The 14,270-nt window shown below is 68.8% G+C and carries 14 protein-coding genes and 6 tRNA genes; 12 read left to right on the forward strand and 8 right to left on the reverse strand.

The genetic code is table 11. From position 1 onward, the window contains the following. Positions 1–16: 16 nt before the first annotated feature. From AB0O44_RS12175 to def, 3 genes are read right to left on the reverse strand one after another with little or no spacing between them, the layout of a single operon-like run. Positions 17–1,633, reverse strand: a complete 1,617-nt coding sequence (locus AB0O44_RS12175; protein WP_364137676.1) for a transcription antitermination factor NusB — start codon at positions 1,631–1,633, stop codon at positions 17–19. After that, the gene (gene fmt / locus AB0O44_RS12180; protein WP_364137678.1) at positions 1,630–2,550 is read right to left on the reverse strand and encodes a methionyl-tRNA formyltransferase; all 921 of its coding nucleotides are present in this window, start codon (positions 2,548–2,550) and stop codon (positions 1,630–1,632) included. Before fmt ends, AB0O44_RS12175 begins: the two co-directional genes overlap by 4 nt. After that, entirely contained in the window at positions 2,547–3,122 is a 576-nt protein-coding gene (def, locus tag AB0O44_RS12185) for a peptide deformylase (protein WP_364137680.1), read from the reverse strand. The genes fmt and def overlap by 4 nt, the downstream gene beginning before the upstream one ends. A 131-nt stretch (positions 3,123–3,253) precedes the next feature. Between def and AB0O44_RS12190 the strand changes: the two genes are divergently transcribed. Further along, the gene (locus AB0O44_RS12190; protein ID WP_364137682.1) at positions 3,254–4,855 is read left to right on the forward strand and encodes a DUF222 domain-containing protein; all 1,602 of its coding nucleotides are present in this window, start codon (positions 3,254–3,256) and stop codon (positions 4,853–4,855) included. A gap of 164 nt (positions 4,856–5,019) precedes the next feature. Here the strand turns inward: AB0O44_RS12190 and AB0O44_RS12195 are convergent, their stop codons facing one another. From AB0O44_RS12195 to AB0O44_RS12205, 3 genes are all read right to left on the reverse strand, one after another. Then, a complete protein-coding gene (locus AB0O44_RS12195) occupies positions 5,020–5,262 on the reverse strand; it encodes a hypothetical protein (protein WP_364137684.1) in 243 nt (80 codons plus the stop codon). A 302-nt stretch (positions 5,263–5,564) separates the two neighbouring features. Continuing rightward, positions 5,565–6,410 (reverse strand): cytochrome, encoded by an 846-nt coding sequence (locus tag AB0O44_RS12200; RefSeq protein WP_364137686.1) that lies wholly within the window; start codon positions 6,408–6,410, stop codon positions 5,565–5,567. Positions 6,411–6,669: 259 nt separating this feature from the next. Next, positions 6,670–6,744, reverse strand: a tRNA-Val gene (locus tag AB0O44_RS12205). A gap of 442 nt (positions 6,745–7,186) precedes the next feature. Between AB0O44_RS12205 and AB0O44_RS12210 the strand changes: the two genes are divergently transcribed. From AB0O44_RS12210 to AB0O44_RS12235, 6 genes are all read left to right on the forward strand, one after another. Further along, positions 7,187–7,259, forward strand: a tRNA-Gly gene (locus AB0O44_RS12210). A gap of 47 nt (positions 7,260–7,306) precedes the next feature. Continuing rightward, positions 7,307–7,377 (forward strand) — tRNA-Cys (locus AB0O44_RS12215). Between the two features lie 40 nt (positions 7,378–7,417). Then, positions 7,418–7,492 (forward strand) — tRNA-Val (locus tag AB0O44_RS12220). Between the two features lie 54 nt (positions 7,493–7,546). Beyond that, positions 7,547–7,619: transfer RNA gene (locus AB0O44_RS12225), tRNA-Gly, on the forward strand. Positions 7,620–7,653: 34 nt separating this feature from the next. Continuing rightward, a tRNA-Val gene (locus tag AB0O44_RS12230) sits at positions 7,654–7,725 on the forward strand. A gap of 197 nt (positions 7,726–7,922) precedes the next feature. Next, positions 7,923–8,195, forward strand: coding sequence for an antitoxin (locus AB0O44_RS12235; protein ID WP_290258078.1), 273 nt, complete (start codon positions 7,923–7,925; stop codon positions 8,193–8,195). 160 nt (positions 8,196–8,355) lie between these two features. Here the strand turns inward: AB0O44_RS12235 and zapE are convergent, their stop codons facing one another. Beyond that, positions 8,356–9,393: a cell division protein ZapE gene (zapE, locus tag AB0O44_RS12240; protein ID WP_364137688.1), complete on the reverse strand. Its 1,038-nt coding sequence runs from the start codon at positions 9,391–9,393 to the stop codon at positions 8,356–8,358. A gap of 213 nt (positions 9,394–9,606) precedes the next feature. Here zapE and AB0O44_RS12245 point away from each other — a divergent pair, with 213 nt between their 5' ends. Genes AB0O44_RS12245 through ybaK form a run of 3 tightly spaced genes read left to right on the forward strand, consistent with a single transcriptional unit; the run spans position 9,607 to position 11,498 of the window. Beyond that, positions 9,607–10,524 carry a sulfurtransferase gene (locus AB0O44_RS12245; RefSeq protein ID WP_364137690.1) on the forward strand — a complete coding sequence of 306 codons (918 nt, stop codon included), beginning with the start codon at positions 9,607–9,609 and terminating at the stop codon, positions 10,522–10,524. Positions 10,525–10,533: 9 nt separating this feature from the next. Beyond that, positions 10,534–10,995: a SufE family protein gene (locus AB0O44_RS12250; RefSeq protein ID WP_290258081.1), complete on the forward strand. Its 462-nt coding sequence runs from the start codon at positions 10,534–10,536 to the stop codon at positions 10,993–10,995. A gap of 8 nt (positions 10,996–11,003) precedes the next feature. Continuing rightward, entirely contained in the window at positions 11,004–11,498 is a 495-nt protein-coding gene (ybaK, locus tag AB0O44_RS12255; RefSeq protein ID WP_364137692.1) for a Cys-tRNA(Pro) deacylase, read from the forward strand. 16 nt (positions 11,499–11,514) lie between these two features. On the opposite strand, the gene AB0O44_RS12260 is transcribed toward ybaK, so the two are convergent. Next, positions 11,515–13,035 carry an alpha/beta fold hydrolase gene (locus AB0O44_RS12260; protein ID WP_364137694.1) on the reverse strand — a complete coding sequence of 507 codons (1,521 nt, stop codon included), beginning with the start codon at positions 13,033–13,035 and terminating at the stop codon, positions 11,515–11,517. Between the two features lie 87 nt (positions 13,036–13,122). Here AB0O44_RS12260 and AB0O44_RS12265 point away from each other — a divergent pair, with 87 nt between their 5' ends. Then, on the forward strand, positions 13,123–13,614 hold the full coding sequence (locus AB0O44_RS12265; RefSeq protein WP_290258084.1) for a hypothetical protein: 492 nt from the start codon (positions 13,123–13,125) through the stop codon (positions 13,612–13,614). Positions 13,615–13,628: 14 nt separating this feature from the next. Continuing rightward, entirely contained in the window at positions 13,629–14,126 is a 498-nt protein-coding gene (gene msrB / locus AB0O44_RS12270) for a peptide-methionine (R)-S-oxide reductase MsrB (protein ID WP_364137696.1), read from the forward strand. The last annotated feature ends 144 nt before the right edge of the window (positions 14,127–14,270 follow it).

Genomic DNA, 14,270 nt, shown 5'->3' on the forward strand with positions numbered 1-14,270 from the left:
CAGTATGACCGCTGGATCAGGCCTTTTTGTGGATGAGCGCCAGGAACATCGCATCCGTCCGGTGCAGGTGTGGCCAGAGCTGGGCGGTCGACTCGTGGCCGGCGTCCAGGTGACCGGTGAGGCTCACGGCGTCCAGGGCGGCGCCGGCGTCGAGCAGCTCCAGGTCCTCGCGCTTGCGCAGGGCGTCGCTGACGACGGCGGTGGTCTCGGCCGGGTGCGGCGAGCAGGTCACGTAGGCGACGACGCCGCCGGGCTTGACCGCGTCGAGTGCGGATTTGAGCAGCTCCCGCTGCAGCGGACCGAGGTCGGCGAGGTCTTTGGGCGTGCGGCGCCAGCGTGATTCCGGGCGGCGGCGCAGGGCCCCGAGCCCGGTGCAGGGCACGTCGACGAGGACGCGGTCGAACTGGCCGGTCATCTCGGTGCCCACCTCGCGGCCGTCGCCGGTGCGGACCTGCCAGGTCTCGCGCGGAACGGCGCTGAGGGCCTGACTGACCAGCTTGGCGCGGTGCGGGGCGGGTTCGTTGGCCAGCAGCGTGGCGCCGTGCTGCCGGGCGAGGGCTCCGAGGAGGGCCGCCTTGCCGCCGGGGCCGGCACAGAGGTCAAGCCAGCGTTCGCCGTCGTCGTTCTTGGCTTCTCCGTGGCCTTCGGCTGCGAGGTCCACCGCGGCGAGGGCACGGGCCACGAGCTGGGAGCCGACGTCCTGGACGCGGGTGCTGCCGTCCCGGACGGAGGCGAGCCGGCCCAGGTCGCCGCCGCTGGAGAGCGCCGAGCCCTCCACCAGCTCGCCGGGGGTGGCGCCGTTTTCGAGTGCCTCGTCGAGGCTTCCGAGGCCGGGCAGGGCCACCAGGTTGACCACCGGGGCGGCGTTGTCCGCCTCGAGCAGGCTGGTGATCTCGGAGACCGGGCGGCCGTGGGCCACCAGCGACTGGCGGAAGGCCCGGACGATCCACTCAGGGTGGGCGTAGCGGATGGCGGCGCCCTTGGTCTCATCCGTTTCGCCAGCGAGCAGGAGCTCGAGCCATTCGTCGAGCGTGTGGGCGGAGACCTTGCGCAGCACGGCGTTGATCAGGCCGGAGGGGCCGGCGCCGATGACGGCTCGGGCCAGGCCGACAGTCTCGTCCAGCGCGGCATGGGCGGGAACGCGCATGGCCAGCAGCTGGTGCGCGCCGATCCGCAGGGCATCGAGGATCGCCGGATCCAGCTGGTCCAGCGGCCGGTCCACGCAGCGGGCCAGGATGGCGTCATAGGTGCCCTGGCCGCGGAGGGCGCCGTAGCTGAGTTCCGTGGCGAAGCCGGCGTCGCGCTTGTCCAGGCCGTGGTGGCGGATCCGCGCCGGGAGCACCAGGTTGGCATAGGCGTCCTCGGCGGCGACGGCGCGGAGCACCTCGAAGGCCACCAGCCGGGCCGGGTCGGCGCGACGGGTGCGCTGGGCCGGGGCGTTCTCGGTGAAGTTGCGCTTGGGTCCCCGGTTGCGTTCGCGGCCCTGCGCGTCGCGGCGCACGCCGGCGCGGGAGCTGTCGGCCCCGGCGCCGCCCTTTCCGCGCTGGCTGCCGGAGTTGCCTTGGCCGCGCTGGTTGCCCGCGCCGCCTCCGCTGCGGCCGCGGCCGTTTCCGTTCGATCCGGACTCGCTCATTCGAAGACCACGCTTTCCAGTGTTGCCTGCCCGCGCGCCCAGTCGGCGGCGGCCATCATTTTCTTGCCTGCGGGCTGTACCCGGGTCAGTTCCACGGGGTGTGAGCCGGTTCCCACCAGGACGGCCTTGCCATCCAACGCCACGTGTCCCGGCGGGAGCGCCGCTGCCTGGGGCCGCAGGCGGACGGGTTCAAGTTTGATCCGCTGGCCGTCCAGCGTGGTCCAGGCCCCCGGTTCGGGCGTCACGCCGCGGGAGCGGCGGCTGATTGCCAGCGCCGGAAGCTGCCACTCCAGGCGGCCGTCCTCGAGGGTGAGCTTCGGGGCAAGGGTGACATCCCCCTGCTGCGGGACCGCGGCGGCCTTGCCGGCGTCGACCGCGGAGAGCGTCTGGGCCAGCAACACGGCGCCGCTGTGGGAGAGGCGTTCCAGGAGTTCCCCCGCGGTGTCCTCGGGTCCGACCGACTCGGTGAGGGTGCCGTAGACGGGGCCGGTGTCCAGGCCTTCCTCGAGCCGGAAGGTTACGGCGCCGGTCACGTCGTCGCCGTCGATCAGGGCGCGCTGGACCGGGGCGGCGCCACGCCAGGCCGGCAGCAGCGAGAAGTGCAGGTTGATCCAGCCGTGGGCTGGGACGTCGAGCGCGGCCCGAGGAATCAGGCCGCCGTAGGCAACAATGGCGGCGACGTCCGGGGCGGCGGCGGCAATCCGGGCCGTCACATCGGCGTCGACCTTGGCTGCATGGATGACCTCAATCCCGAGCTCGGCCGCCCGCGCCGCCACCGGCGACGGGGTCAGGACGCGCTTGCGGCCCAGCGGCGCGTCGGGGCGCGTCAGGACGGCGACGACGTCGAACCCTGCGCCGACCAAGGCGTCAAGTGAGGGGACGGCGACGGCGGGGGTGCCAGCGAAGAGGACCCTCACTGGGCGGAACCGAAGGATGCGCCGGCGCCGAAGCTGGAGCCGACGGTCTTGGCGCGCTTCGACGTCGTCTGTTCGGTGATGGAGTCATAGTTGGCGTTGCGGATGGCGCGCAGGGCGGCCTTCCGGTCCTCACCCTCGAGACGGTCCGTGAAGAGGATCCCGTCCAGGTGGTCCGTCTCGTGCTGGAAGACGCGGGCCATCATGCCCTCGCCCTCGAGCTCCACCGGGTTGCCGTGCACGTCGACGCCGGTCACCCGCGTGTGGCGGAAGCGGCGGACGGGGAAGCCCAGGCCGGGGATGGAGAGGCAGCCCTCCACCTCGTCGGGCTGGAAGTCCTCGCTGTTGTCCAGGACGGGGTTGATGATGTGACCCTCGACGCCGCGGATCCGGTATGTGAAGACGCGCCGGCTGATGCCCACCTGCGGGGCGGCCAGGCCGGCGCCTTCGACGTCTTCCATGGTTTCGAGCATGTCCGCCACCAGCTTCTCCAGCTCGGGCCCGAACTCCGTCACGGGATCGGCAACTGTGCGCAGCACAGGGTCCCCGATGATGCGGATGTTCAAAATGGCCATGGGTGATCTGTCCTTCGAGCTGGGCGGTCAGGGATTCCATCCAGTTTAGTGCCAGATTCCGTGGCGGGGATTTTCCCTGCCTTGTGCATCGCCCCGCTAAAAATGTCAGACCCCCGCAGGAGACTTGGTTCATGGAAGCCATCGGGGGTTTCATCGCGGATCTCGATTCCGGACCGACGTCGGTCGCCGGAGTTTATGCGGCCCTGTCCTTGATGCGGGAGGCCGGTCCGGAGGCGGTGCGGGACGCCTACCTGCTCGATGTCCACGCGGCCGCTGACCTGGCGGACGCTGCTGAAGAGCTGTCCCGGCTCACCGAATATTGGCAACTCGTGGCCGCAGCGGCGGTGGACCGGACCAGGAAGCTTGCCGCACCGGAGGCTCAGGCCGCTCCCGGGTGGACCACCGGCTGGCAGGAGTCTGCCAAGCCGACCCGACCGGCAATCGCGGAGGCGGCAGCGACAGCGGTACCCGCGCGATTGGCGGATACCGATGAGTCCGCCGTCACCCCGTTCGCTGCCTCGGACGATGGCTATCGGAATAGCGCGGAATTCCTCCGAGCCAGGCTGCATATCCCTCTCGCCGAGGCACGGAGCAGGCTGCGGCTGGCCGAGGGGGTGTTGCCGCGGCAGGACCTCACCGGGAAACTCCTGCCGCTGGTCCACGAGGAACTCGGAGCCGCGGTGGCAGCGGGCGACGTCTCTGCGCGGTCGGCCGGCGTCACCGTGGCGGCCCTGGCAAAGGCCAAACCCGTCTGCGACACGGAAACGCTCCGGCGCATGGAACACGCCCTCACCCGCACGGCCGTCGAACAGGACCCCGATTTCCTGGTCCGGATCGCGCAGCGGTGGTTGAACGCTGTGGACCCGGACGGGAGCGAACCGTCGGAGGAGCTACTCCGGCAGCTGCAGGGCGCTTTCATCCGGAGGCGGCGGCACGGACTGCAGCACCTCGAGATTTTCGCCACGGACGAACAGTTCGAGCACCTGATCACCGTCATGAACACGGCAACGAACCCGCGGATCGGGAACGACGACGGCGGGTCCGTAACCCCTGCAGAGGGCCGCGATGGCGCCAACTGCGGAGGGCTGGGCACCGAGGGCGGCGTCTCTGGTTCACCCCCGGATGTGGACGGCGGGGTGGGACTCGACCTGCGCTCCCTTGCCCAGAAGCGGCTCGATGGACTTGTCGGTGGCTGCAAGGTTGCCTCCGGCTCAGATGGGCTACCGGCCGCCGGAGGGCTCAGGCCGCAGGTGATGGTGACTATCGACTACCGGGACCTATTGGAACGGATCGAATCAAGCGAGGGCACGGGGACCATGCTCTTCTCGGGCCCGGTCACCGCCTCGACGGTGCGGAAGATTGCGTGCGACGCGGACATCATTCCCTTGGTTCTCGGCGGTGAGGGCCGCATTTTGGACATCGGCCGGGCGTCACGGGTGTTCCCGCCGCATATCCGGAAAGCACTGGTCGCTCGGGACCAAGGATGTGCCTTTCCCGGCTGCTCCATTCCGGCGCCGTGGTGCGAGGCGCACCATATCGACTATTGGTCCAGGGGCGGCGCGACGAGCACTGACAACGGAGCGCTGCTGTGCTCGCACCACCATCACGTCGTCCACAAGGAACAGTGGGAGATCCAAGTCCGCCTGGGGGTGCCATGGTTCATCCCGCCACCGCACGTGGACCCCGGCCGAAGACCGTGCCGCAACGGATTCTTCCGTCCTGTTGCTGCCTAGCCGGTTCTTGCGTCCCGCTACCGGGGGCCGGTTCCCTCGTCCCATTGCCGCGGGACCCGCCGCAACGTCCCGCGGTCATCCGGCCGGCGCCGCGGGGCCGGCTGCTACCTCCCGCCGTTTAGTGGCTGGCGCCGCCGTCGTGACTGGGCCTGCCCGGATTGCTCTCACGAACACATGTTCAGGAAACCGGTGGCTCCCGGCCGCGAATGGAAAGTCACTGTGTGTCCCGCGGCGTCCCGGAAGACCGCTGTGGAGCCACTGACCGTCATCGTGCCGGCCTGGTAGGGGTTGTCCCAGCCGGCGGGTGGGTTGCCATTGCCGTCGTAGAGGATCTTGTCGGCGAGGAAGTACGTCCCGTCCACCAATGCCTCGCGGATACCGCAATGCGTGAAGAGGTTGAACGGCACGGCCTCAGGAGTCTCAGACGCCGGCACGGCCGTAGTGGCTGGGGCGCCCGACCGGGATGCCGGCGTGGTCGCTGGTCCAGGAGCCTGAGCGGTCGGGGATCCCGAATCCACGGTAGGTGCTGCGGATGCCGTCCCCTCTCCCGGCCCGCCGGGAGCCGCGCAACCGCTTAGCAGTGCCATCGTGAGGGCACCGACCATGCAGTGATAACGAGAGCTACGCCGAACTGTCATGCCCTAGCGTGCCTGCCGGCACCGCTTCGCGGAAGGGCGTTTCGGCCCGAAAGACGCGCTAAGGCGAAGGTTTAGCGTGCCATCGGCGGGGCGATCGGCAGCAGCGCGGGACCCGCCGCCACGGTGTCGGCCGACATCTCCCAGACCCGTCGCAGCGCGCAGAACTTCCACCAGTGATGCTTCAGCACGTTGGGGTTGGCGCGTTCCGGACGGACCTCGGTCTCGCCGATGGCCACGGCCAGCAGGATGGGCGAATCACCGTGCTGCCATGGCTCCCACTCCCCGGCCACCGGGTCAACCAGGCTCTCCTCGGCCTTCATACCGGCCACCAGCTGCATCACCACCTTGGCGTCCAGCGGCTTTACCATGCCGTCCCGCGTGGTGCCCTTGGTCTTGTAGTCGATCAGGCAGGTGCGGCCGTTGATCTTCGCTACCAGGTCGAGGGTTCCCGCGTAGCCCACGGTCTGGTTCCAGACGGTGATCTCCGGTGCGATCGGTTCGACCTGGAACAGCTCCCACCACTCGTCGAAGCGGGCCGCGAAGGCTTCCTCGCCGTTAGCCGCCAGTGCCTCGCGGGTTTCCTTCATCTGGTGCGGCCGGCCCAAGGCACGCAACGCAACCTGTTCGCAGTAGTTGTGTACCCGGTCGCCGCGCTTGGCCGCGTCGTCCCGATAGGTTTCCGCTGCCTTCGCCGCCCGGCTGACGGCCTGGCGGACCTTTGCCGGGCTGCCCAGGATCTCCGGCAGCGATGGATCTGCGGCCAGGCTGTTGGCGCCCATGTAGCCGAACCAGCCATCCAGTCCGTGCGGCTGCTGGCCGATCACTGTGGTGATCGAGGGAACCGTGAACTGGGCCGAGGTGGAACGGGCGTACATCCGTCCATACTCGGTGGGGTGGGCGAGGAGTGGGGCTGTCATGGCAAAAACTCTTTCACAGGGGTCTGACGCGATATGAAACTGTGGAGGCGATCAACGACGACGGCGGTTGCGGGCGCCGCGTGTGCGTAGCCGGTAGCCGGTGGCCAAATACATCGCCGGGAGGCGCTGCCCGCGGTCGGTGTCCGTCGAGTTGTCCGAGACCGTCCAGTCCTCGGCCCGACCGGCCCAGCCGATAACGACGCCTCACCGCAAAAAAACAATGGTCCGCCCCGCTCTAAGAGCGGAACGGACCATCTGTTGGTGGGCGATACTGGGTTCGAACCAGTGACCTCTTCGGTGTGAACGAAGCGCGCTACCACTGCGCCAATCGCCCCGGGTGCCCTTGAATGCTAGCCCACCCCGGCGGAAATCTAAAATCGGCCTTCAACTGGGGCGGGGCGGCCTGACGGGTCCCGGGCCGGGCCCATATCGGGGGTGTCCGCGAATCGTGATGACGACGTCGGATCCTCCGCAGAGCCTTCGGCCGTACAAAGCCAGGATTCGGATGGCCGGACCAGCGATTCGTGACGCCGGAGCGGCGCCGGGCCGGTCGTGTCCCCAGCCAAGCTGTCGCCTCCGCCCCTCGCGACGATGCCGGAAACGGCCCCGAATTACAGCCCTGTAATTAGCAAAATCCGCGTGGTTACAGGGATCCGCGGGGGTTGGCAGCCGGCGGAGCGCCCTCGATTTGTAGATTGCCTGAACCTCCTATAGAGTTCTTACTCGTTGGAACGCGAGGAACTGCCGAGTGCGGCGGGAAATCAACAATCAACACTGCGGACGTAGCTCAGCTGGTAGAGCACCACCTTGCCAAGGTGGATGTCGCGAGTTCGAATCTCGTCGTCCGCTCGCAGGACACTGTCACGGATAAGGATCTTCACGGATTCTGTCTACACGGTGGGTTGGCCGAGAGGCGAGGCAGCGGCCTGCAAAGCCGTATACACGGGTTCGAATCCCGTACCCACCTCGGTGAAAACCCTGGTTTCCGGTTCCGGCCGGATGCATAAGGGCGATTGGCGCAGCGGTAGCGCGCTTCCCTGACACGGAAGAGGTCACTGGTTCGATCCCAGTATCGCCCACCAAAGCAAGGAAACTTGCTTGATCCAGTACCGCCGGCATTGCCGGACGGACTAAATGCGGACGTAGCTCAGCTGGTAGAGCACCACCTTGCCAAGGTGGATGTCGCGAGTTCGAATCTCGTCGTCCGCTCTCTTTACCATCCACTCCGGATTCTTCCGGTTGCGGGCGATTGGCGCAGCGGTAGCGCGCTTCCCTGACACGGAAGAGGTCACTGGTTCGATCCCAGTATCGCCCACTCTCAGAGCAGCTCCCCCGGGAGCTGCTTTTTTCGTTTCCTCGCCTCCCGGCACCACGACCGGCCGCCGTCGTGATGCCCCTTCCATCATGGCTTTCTCCTCTGGGCGTACAAACCGTCAGTTCCCTTGGCATGCCTCCGGGCCGGGGCTAGGATCGAAAGCGCTAGGAGCGATCTGGCTCCGCGACTGAAAGGAGGTGCCCGTGGGTTTACTTGACGATCTAAAGGGCAAGGCTCAGAAGCTGATTGATGGCAACGAAACGGCTATCAAGGACGGCATCGAGAAGGCCGGTGACTTCGTCGATTCCAAGACCGGCGGAAAGTACGCCGACCGCGTCGACACCGTTCAGCGGAGCGCCTCCGATTACGTGGACAACGCCAACGGACGGCCCGAAACGGGTCCCGCCAGCGAACCCCACGTCGCGGGGGTCCCGCCAGTAGCCGGGGAACCCCGGCAGCAGGGCCTTTAGCCCAGGTACGTCAGCGAGGTGCCGGTCCCGCCGTGAGGCGGCGCCGGCACCTTCGTCGTTTAATCAGTGACACCGAGACGCCGAGACGCCGACGCGGCGCGGCTGCCGCGGGCAGCCGGCGGCGCCGGGGCGGACGGCGGGACCACCGCCGCCGTGAGTCCTACGACGGTTCGTGGTTCTGGCCCTCGCGGGCCAGGGCGGTCAGGCGCGAGACCGCCCGGAAGTACTTCTTCATGTAGCCGCCGGTCATCATCTCTTCGGTGAAGAGCCGGTCGAAGGGCACACCGCTGGCCAGGATCGGGACGTCCTTGTCGTACAGCCGGTCGGCGAGCACCACGAAGCGCAGCGCCACGGCCTGCTCGGTGATGGTCTCCACGTTCCGCCACACCACGCCGTCGATCCCGTCGATCAGCTGCCGGTAGCGGCTGGGGTGCACGCCGGCCAGGTGGTTGATCAAGGTACTGAATTCGTCCTTGGCCACGGTCTTGCCGTCGAATTCCCGCTGCATGTGGTGGGTGAGTTCGTCGTTGCGCAGCGGCGACGGAGCCTTCGGCAGACCGCGGTGGCGGAAGTCCTCGCCGTCGATCCGGACGACGTCGAACTGGTCCGCCAGCACCTGGATCTCGCGCTGAAAGTCGACGGCGGCAAAGCGGCCGTCGCCCAGGGAACCGGGCAGTGTGTTGGAGGTCGCGGCGAGCTTGACGCCGGCGTCGGCGAGCTCGCGCATCAGCCGGGAAATCAGCACGGTGTCCCCCGGATCGTCGAGCTCGAACTCGTCGATGCAGACCAGCTTGTAGCTGCTCAGTGCCTCCACGGTCTTCCGGAAGGACAGCGCGCCGACCAAGTTGGTGTACTCCACGAAGGTGCCGAACGCCTTGGGCCCGGGCGCCGCGTGCCAGAGAGAGGCCAGCAGGTGGGTCTTGCCGACGCCGAAACCGCCGTCGAGGTAGATGCCCGCGCGGGACGTTTCCTTCTTGCCGAAGAGCCGCTTGAACAGGCCATCGCCGCTTCCGGCGCCGACGCCGGCCGCGAAGGTTTCCAGCGCCCGGACGGCGTGAGCCTGGCTGGGCTGGGCCGGATCGGGGCGGTAGCTGGCGAAAGAGACCTCACCAAAGCGCGGCGACGGATAAAAACCCTTGAGGAGTTCATCCACGGAAACCGCCGGGGTTCTGGCGGCGAGCTGTTCGATCTGTACCAAGGTGGTCCGTTCTGCTGGTCTCGTGTCCCCAGAAAGACTACCGGCAAAGCCGCAGTGGCTACCGGCGGCGGCCGCGGCCGTGACGAAGACCATATTTCCCCCTGAGAACCCCGAAGGAACAATCCCGCGCGCCCGTGGTTAGTGTTGTCATAGGCCCGGGGCCGCGACACGCGTCCGCCGGGCACCCCCGACTTCCAGTGAAAGGCGCTCTTGATGCCCTACCCCGTTGAGCAGAACGAGAAATTTGCCGGCTACGCCCACCCCGAGCGGTTGGTCTCCACCGAGTGGCTCGCCGCCGCGCTGGAGGACGGGGCAGTCGGGAACGGCCAGCTGGTGGTGGTCGAATCCGACGAGGACGTGCTGCTCTACGAGACCGGCCACATCCCGGGCGCCGTGAAGATCGACTGGCATACGGACCTGAACGATGAGGTCACCCGCGACTACGTCGACGGGGAAGCCTTCGCCGCTCTGGCCTCCGCCAAGGGCATCTCCCGCGACAGCACCGTGGTCATCTACGGCGACAAGTCCAACTGGTGGGCCGCCTACGCGCTCTGGGTCTTCACCCTGTTCGGCCACGAGGACGTCCGGCTGCTCGACGGCGGCCGCGACAAGTGGATCGCCGAGGGCCGGCCGCTCACCACGGACAAGACCGCCGTCGCACCGGCCGAGTACCCCGTGGTCGAGCGCAACGACGCACCGATCCGCGCCTTCAAGGACGACGTACTGGCCCACCTGGGCAAGCCCCTGATCGACGTCCGCTCCCCCGAGGAATACACCGGCCAGCGCACCCACATGCCGGCCTACCCCGAGGAGGGCGCCCTCCGCGGCGGCCACATCCCCACCGCCGCCTCCATCCCGTGGGCCCGCGCGGCCGCTGAGGACGGCACCTACCGCGACCGCTCCGAGCTTGAGGCGCTATACCTGGGCGAGGCCGGGCTGACCCCTGGCGACGACGTCGTGGCCTACTGCCGGATCGGCGAGCGTTCCAGCCACACCTGGTTTGCCCTGAAGTACCTGCTGGGCTTCGAGAACGTCCGCAACTACGACGGCTCCTGGACCGAGTGGGGCAACGCCGTCCGCGTCCCGATCGCCAGGGGCGCCGAGCGCGGCACCGTCCCCGCGGGAAAGTAAGCTGGAATCGTGACTTCCACTGCCCTGCCCACCGCCCTGGCGGAGATCGTTGACGACTTCCAGGCACTCGAGGAATCCGAGCGCCTGCAGCTGCTGCTGGAGTTCTCCCGCGAACTGCCCGACCCGCCGGCCCGGCTCCTGGACCACCCGGAGCTGCTGGAGCAGGTGGTCGAGTGCCAGTCGCCGCTGTTTCTTACGATCGAAACCGAGCCCGCCGCGGATCAGTCCGGGGCCCAGAGCGTCCGGCTGTTCTTCAAGGCCCCGCCGGAGGCTCCGACCACCCGCGGGTTCGCCGGTGTCCTGCACGAGGGACTCGACGGGCTCAGCCCCGCGGAGATCCTGGCGGTGCCGGACGACATGCCCGAGCTGCTGGGCCTGACCCGCGCCATCACCCCGCTGCGGATGCGCGGCATGACCGCGATGCTCGGGCGGATCAAGCGCAAGGTCGCCGAACTGCCGCAGCAGGGCTAAACGGCACCATGGCACGCAAGACTGCCTCCCAGGGAACCCCGGCCACCGCGGCGCTCGCGGCGGCCGGGGTTTCCTTCACCGCGCACCCCTACACCCACGATCCGGCGGCGGCCAGCTATGGCATGGAGGCGGCGGAGGTGCTGGGCATCGACCCGGCCCGGGTGTTCAAGACCCTGATGGTCGACGTCGACGGCCGGCTCGCCGTCGGCGTGGTGCCGGTGAGCGGCAACCTGGACCTCAAGGCCCTCGCGGCGGCCCTCGGCGGGAAGAAGGCTGCCATGGCTGACCCGGCGACCGCAGAGCGCCGCACCGGATATGTGCTCGGCGGCATCTCCCCGCTGGGCCAGCGGCAGGCCTCCCCTACCGTGCTGGACGAGAGCGCCCTGGCCCTCGAGACCATCCTGGTCTCCGGCGGCCGGCGCGGACTGGACCTGGAGCTCAGCCCGCAGGACCTGATTCGGCTAACCGGCGCCCGCACGGCCCGGATCGGCACCGGCCGCTGACGGCCGGGCGTTCCGCCTAGTCCACCGGGGTGGCCCGCGGGGCCAACCGCTGTCCCAGCCAGGCCGTCACCAGGGCTTCCCAGCGTTCCGGGTCCACGTTCCATTCCTTGGTGTGCCGCGCGGTGGTGAACGATTCGAACGTGACCATCTCCGGGTTCTTCTCGGCCAGCACCGCAGAGGGGCCGTACGGAACATACTCGTCGTCCACCGAGTGGATGATGAGCGTGGGCGTCCGCAGCTCCACGGCGCGGGACACCCAGTCCATCGCCTTGAGGTCCACCGGCGCGGCCAGCCCGGTGAGGCGCCGGCCCAGCGGATGGCTCATCATCAGCTGCCCGTAGCGACCGATGCCCGAGGGAATCCGGTTCAGCTGGGCGTGGTGGGCCAGCACATCCACCCAGTTGATCACCGGAGCGTCCAGCACCATGGCCCGGATCAGGTGGTGGTAGCGGGAGAGATCCGCGGTCTGCAGGCTGATGGCGCCGCCCATGGACCAGCCAAAGAGCACCACCTCGCGGGCGCCGTGCTCCAGGGCGTAGCCGATGGCCGCCTCGACGTCGCGCCACTCGGTCCAGCCCAGACCGTAGCGGCCGTCCGGGGCGGAGGGGGCCTGGCCGTCGTTGCGGTAGGTGATCAGCAGGCTGGTCAGGCCCAGGTCGCGGGCAACGCGGACGGCCCGCAGGCCCTCCTGCCGTGAGGCGCCGCGGCCGTGGACCATGATCGCCCACACGTCCGACGACGGCGCCGATTCCCTTGACGGCGCCCCGGAACCGGGAGCGGCGTGGGCTTCACCTGCGGCGGGCGAGAAGGATGCGTCGGGATCTTCTCCGGCAGCAGGGGCTGCGGTGGGAGCGCCGGACGGGGCGTCGACGGCTGGGGCGGGGCGGACCAGCCACGCCGGCGCCGTGCCGCCGTCGACCTCGATCTCGACGTCTTCCGCGGGCAGGCCCAGCGCCGCGGGATCCGGATGCACGGCGCCGCTCCAATAGGCGCGCCGGACCTGGCTGAGGTCGCCGCCGTAGACGGCCTCCACCTCGCGCAGTACGGTCTGTTCCGCCGGGGAGTAGGAGACGATCCGGCCGATCCGGGCGTGACCGCGGCCGCCGTCGAAGAACAGCCCATAGACGCCGTCCACCACGGCGTCCGGGGTGGCCTTGAGGATCACCTGCGGCTGCCCGCTGCCGTCGCGGATCACGGCCAGGACCTCCTGGTCCTCCTCCCGCACCCGGACGGGGGTGACCACGCGGCGGGCGAAGTACACCGCCAGCGCCGACGAGCCGGCGGCCAGCAGTCCGGCAGCGGCTCCGCCGCCGGCAATCCCGGCTGCCGCCCACTTCGCGTTGCGGGTCAGGGACGCGGCCGGCGCGGGGGCAGCCGCCACCGGGACGGGCAGGACGCGGCGGCTGGTGCCGCGGCGGAATGCTCCGCCGGAGAAACGCTGCATGGCGCGCGACGCCGGAGGCGGACTCTGCCAGGCGAGGGCGGCTGACATCGGTACCGGCACCGGACGCCGGGAGGGACGCGGAAGGGAGACCATGCCATCATTCTCACCCACCCGGCACGCCAGTCCGGCATCGGGCGCGGGACCCGCCCCGATGCTTACCGCGGGGACTAGGCTGGGGGCATGAGCGACCCGATTGTCATCCTGACAGAAGAGCCCCTGAACGCGGACGACCGCGTCAACATCGAGACCCTGGTCGCCGACGGCGACATGCCGCTGGTGGTCCTGGTCCCGGCCAACACCGAACGGCACCTGCTGGTGGACTTCCTGGAGAACCTCTCCATGCTGGAGTTCGCGAAGGCATTCCGCGAGCTCTCCGGCAAGCAGCCGGATCCGGAGCACGAGCGCACGGCCGCCGCGGAGACCCTCGCGGCCTCGCTGACCGCCCTGGGCGGCATCGGCGGCGGCGTGACCGGAGAGGTAGTCGAAGGCAAGCCGGTGGACGCGTTGGTTGCCAAGGCACGGGAGCTCAACGCCGGCCAGGCCGTGGTCATCACCCGCCCGCACGCGGTGGCGGACACCTTCCACACCGATTGGGCCAACGAGGCGCAGGACAAGCTGGGCCTGCCGGTGCTGCACCTGTACGCCGGCTCGGGATTTATCGGGGACTCCTAAGCGTTATGGATGCCATGAGTATCTTTGGCAACAAACCCAAGAATTCACCCGTCCCCTCCCCCGTCACCGACGCCGAACCCGACACGGAGCAGACTGCCGGCACCGGCGTGCGGCCGGTGGTCAAGTCCGAGGATGAGTGGCGCCAGGAACTGAGCCCGGCCGAATACCAGGTGCTCCGTCAGTCCGGCACCGAACGGCCCTACACCGGCGAGTACTGGGACACCCACACCCAGGGCGTCTACAAGTGCCGCGCCTGCGGCACCGAGCTCTTCACCAGCGCCGAGAAGTTCGACTCGCACTGCGGCTGGCCCTCCTTCTGGGCACCGCTCGCGGAGGGCAACGTCCGCTACATCCGTGACCGTACCCTGGGCATGGAGCGCATCGAGGTCCGGTGCGCCGCCTGCGATTCGCACCTCGGCCATGTCTTTGAGGGCGAGGGCTACGGCACCCCCACGGACCAGCGATACTGCATCAACTCCGTGTCGCTGACCCTGGTCCCGGCCGAGGACTAGCCAAGGGCGCGGACAGCTTGAGCTGGAAGACTGGGGCAGCCACGATTGCCCCAGTCTTTCTTATGCTCGCGCTAATTTTGCGTTAGGAATGCTGCTTGCTTGCTACGCTCGCCGTAGATTCCCGAGCAACCAGAAAGGCCGCCG

Source organism: Arthrobacter sp. NPDC080082 (assembly GCF_040686595.1).
Classification (GTDB): domain Bacteria; phylum Actinomycetota; class Actinomycetes; order Actinomycetales; family Micrococcaceae; genus Arthrobacter.

Excerpts from the sequence above, each read along its gene's own strand:
- AB0O44_RS12245 (WP_364137690.1), top strand. The coding sequence starts at position 9,607 with ATGCCCTACCCCGTTGAGCAGAACGAGAAATTTGCCGGCTACGCCCAC.
- ybaK (WP_364137692.1), top strand. The coding sequence starts at position 11,004 with ATGGCACGCAAGACTGCCTCCCAGGGAACCCCGGCCACCGCGGCGCTC.
- AB0O44_RS12260 (WP_364137694.1), bottom strand. The coding sequence starts at position 13,035 with ATGGTCTCCCTTCCGCGTCCCTCCCGGCGTCCGGTGCCGGTACCGATG.
- AB0O44_RS12190 (WP_364137682.1), top strand. The coding sequence starts at position 3,254 with ATGGAAGCCATCGGGGGTTTCATCGCGGATCTCGATTCCGGACCGACG.
- AB0O44_RS12200 (WP_364137686.1), bottom strand. The coding sequence starts at position 6,410 with ATGACAGCCCCACTCCTCGCCCACCCCACCGAGTATGGACGGATGTAC.
- def (WP_364137680.1), bottom strand. The coding sequence starts at position 3,122 with ATGGCCATTTTGAACATCCGCATCATCGGGGACCCTGTGCTGCGCACA.
- AB0O44_RS12265 (WP_290258084.1), top strand. The coding sequence starts at position 13,123 with ATGAGCGACCCGATTGTCATCCTGACAGAAGAGCCCCTGAACGCGGAC.
- AB0O44_RS12175 (WP_364137676.1), bottom strand. The coding sequence starts at position 1,633 with ATGAGCGAGTCCGGATCGAACGGAAACGGCCGCGGCCGCAGCGGAGGC.
- msrB (WP_364137696.1), top strand. The coding sequence starts at position 13,629 with ATGAGTATCTTTGGCAACAAACCCAAGAATTCACCCGTCCCCTCCCCC.